We start from the raw sequence: 2,959 nt of genomic DNA, 5'->3' as shown, positions 1-2,959 counted from the left end.
CCAGCAACGGCCGAGGTGGCGCGCGACGCGCTGGCCATCGCCGACCTGGGCGTGGACAACAACATCGTGCGCGCGCCGTTCTCCGGCGTGGTCACCGCCAAGGCCGCACAGCCCGGCGAAATCGTCTCGCCGTTGTCGGCCGGCGGCGGCTTCACCCGCACCGGCATCGGCACCATCGTCGATATGGATTCGCTGGAAGTGGAAGTGGAAGTGGGCGAGGCTTCATCGGCCGCGTGCAGCCGAAGATGCCGGTGGAGATCGTGCTCAACGCCTATCCGGACTGGAAGATCCCCGGCGAGGTGATCGCGATCATCCCCACCGCCGACCGCGGCAAGGCCACGGTGAAGGTCCGCGTAGCGTTGAAGGTGAAAGACCCGCGTGTGGTGCCGGAAATGGGCGTGCGGGTGAGCTTCCTGGAGAAGGCCGCGCCGGCTGGAACCGCGGCCCCCAAGGGGGTACGGGTACCGGGCGCGGCCATCGTGCAGCGTGACGGCAAACCGACGGCATTCGTGCTGCAGGCCGACAACACCGTGCGGGCGCAGGCCGTGCAGACCGGCGCCACGCTGGGCAAGGACAAGCAGGTGCTGTCGGGTCTGGGCGTGGGGCAGACGGTGGTGCTCGATCCGCCGGATGCCTTGAAGGATGGCGACAAGGTGGCGCTGGCGGACGCTGACAAGTAAGCGCCCTGCCCGCTGGCCGGGCGTATCCACTGCGGTGCCGGGAATCACGCGCTGATTGTGTTGCAGGTTTTGTGTGAACCGCCTGTGCGCTCCAGCGCGGGGCGGCCCTTGCCGTCGTTCCACGCCGCCGTGCCCTGCACCTGCCAGGTGGCAGGCCCACATTCCTTCCGTCACTGCTGAGGTCTACCCATGAGCCCACTCGTTTCCTTGCGCAACATCACCAAGACCTATCAGCGCGGCCCGGAGAAAGTGCAGGTGCTGCAGGGCATCGATCTGGATATCGCCCTGGGCGACTTCGTCGCGCTGATGGGTCCGTCCGGTTCGGGCAAGACCACGCTGCTCAACCTGATCGGCGGGCTGGATGCGCCCAGCGGCGGCGAGATCAACATCGAAGACCAGCGTATCGACCAGCTCAGCGGCGGCCAGCTCTCCACCTGGCGCAGCCACCACGTCGGCTTCGTGTTCCAGTTCTACAACCTGATGCCCATGCTCACCGCGCAGAAGAACGTGGAATTGCCGTTGCTGCTGACCGGCCTCAACGCCAGCGAACGCAAGCGCCGCGCGCAGATCGCGCTGACCCTGGTCGGCCTGGCCGATCGCCGCGATCATCGCCCCAATGAACTGTCCGGTGGCCAGCAGCAGCGCGTGGCCATCGCCCGCGCCATCGTCTCCGACCCGACCTTCCTGATCTGCGACGAGCCCACCGGCGACCTCGACCGCCAGAGCGCGGAGGAAGTGCTGGGGCTGCTGCAGCTGCTCAACCGCGAACATGGCAAGACCATCATCATGGTCACCCATGACCCCAAGGCCGCCGAGTACGCCACCCACACCGTGCATCTGGACAAGGGCGAGCTGGTCGACGCCCCGGTGCACTGAAGGAGCCCGGTCATGAAAAAACAACACCAACGGTCTTCGTTACGGCGCAGCCGCCCGCACGGTGGCGCACAGCAGGTACGCCATGAAGTACTTCTCCCTGATCTGGGCGCAGCTGTTCCGCAGCCGTACGCGCACCCTGTTCACGCTGCTGTCCATCGTCACCGCGTTCCTGCTGTTCGGCATGCTCGATTCGGTGCGCGTGGCCTTCGCCAGCGGCGGCAGCAGCGTGGCCGGTGCCAACCGGCTGGTGGTCGCCTCGCGCCTGTCCATCACCCAATCATTGCCGATCCGGCTGGAATCGCAGATCCGCCAGGTGGAAGGCGTCGACGATGTCACCTATGCGATGTGGTTCGGCGGCATCTACCAGGACCAGAGGAACTTCTTCCCCAACTTCTCGGTGGCACCGAACTACTTCGACCTGATGACCGAATTCGACATCCCCAAGGACCAGGTCGAAGCGTTCCGCACCACCCGCACCGGCGCCATCGTCGGAGACTCCCTGGCCAAGCAGTTCGGCTGGAAGATCGGCGACACCATTCCGCTGCAGGCCACGATCTTTCCGCGCGGCGGCAGCAACGACTGGCCGTTGCAGCTGGTCGGCATATTCAAATCCAGGAACACCGCCACCGCGGCCAACGAAGAACGCCAGCTGATGATGAACTGGAAGTACTTCGACGAATCCAACGACTACATCAAAAACCAGGTCAGCTGGTACACGGTGCGGCTGGACAACCCCGACCACGCCTCGCGGGTGGCGCAGGCCATCGATGCGCTCTCGGCCAACTCCGACCATGAGACCAAGAGCCAGACCGAGTCGGCGTTCCAGCAGGCTTTCATCAAGCAGTTCGCCGACATCGGCATGATCGTCACCTCGATCATGGGTGCGGTGTTCTTCACCCTGCTGCTGCTCACCGGCAACACCATGGCGCAAGCGGTGCGCGAGCGCGTTCCGGAGCTGGCGGTGCTCAAGACGCTCGGCTTCAAGGACGGCACCGTGTTGATGCTGGTGATGGTGGAGTCGGTGCTGCTGGTCGGCCTCGGCGGCGCTACCGGTCTGGGACTGGCGGCGCTGGCGCTGCCGGCCATGGCGCCCAAGACCATGGGCCTGCTGCCGCCGGTGGTGCCGGGACAGACCTGGGCGATGGGTGCGCTGCTGATCGTGCTGATCGGGCTGGTGGTGGGCGTGTTGCCGGCGTTGCGCGCCAAGCGCCTGAAGATCGTCGATGCACTGGCCGGGCGCTGAGGAGAACGAGATGAGGAAATTTCTTGCAAATGCGCTGGTCATCGTCCTGCTGGCCATCGGCCTGGGCATCTGGATCGCGCTACCGTGGGTGGGCGTGGCCGGCGTGGCGATCGTGCTCGCAGGGTGGCTGCTGCTCACCCGCAGCGGCCGGCTGGCCCTG

At 65.9% G+C, this 2,959-nt stretch carries 2 protein-coding genes and 1 pseudogene; all 3 read left to right on the top strand.

Annotated elements, in window-relative coordinates; genetic code table 11:
- Positions 1–680 (top strand): annotated as a pseudogene (locus JCM9942_RS13150) (efflux RND transporter periplasmic adaptor subunit); the annotation flags it as partial.
- A 189-nt stretch (positions 681–869) separates the two neighbouring features.
- A complete protein-coding gene (locus JCM9942_RS13145) occupies positions 870–1,556 on the top strand; it encodes an ABC transporter ATP-binding protein (protein ID WP_054660221.1) in 687 nt (228 codons plus the stop codon).
- A gap of 82 nt (positions 1,557–1,638) precedes the next feature.
- On the top strand, positions 1,639–2,799 hold the full coding sequence (locus JCM9942_RS13140; RefSeq protein WP_054660219.1) for an ABC transporter permease: 1,161 nt from the start codon (positions 1,639–1,641) through the stop codon (positions 2,797–2,799).
- Positions 2,800–2,959 lie beyond the last annotated feature (160 nt).

The organism is Stenotrophomonas pictorum JCM 9942, from assembly GCF_001310775.1.
GTDB lineage: Bacteria > Pseudomonadota > Gammaproteobacteria > Xanthomonadales > Xanthomonadaceae > Stenotrophomonas > Stenotrophomonas pictorum.
Note: the sequence above shows the minus strand (reverse complement) of the source record. Positions and strands in the feature narration are given on the sequence as shown.

Bases quoted from the DNA above. Each gene is read 5' to 3' on its own strand.
- JCM9942_RS13145 (WP_054660221.1), top strand. From the start codon at position 870: ATGAGCCCACTCGTTTCCTTGCGCAACATCACCAAGACCTATCAGCGC.
- JCM9942_RS13140 (WP_054660219.1), top strand. From the start codon at position 1,639: ATGAAGTACTTCTCCCTGATCTGGGCGCAGCTGTTCCGCAGCCGTACG.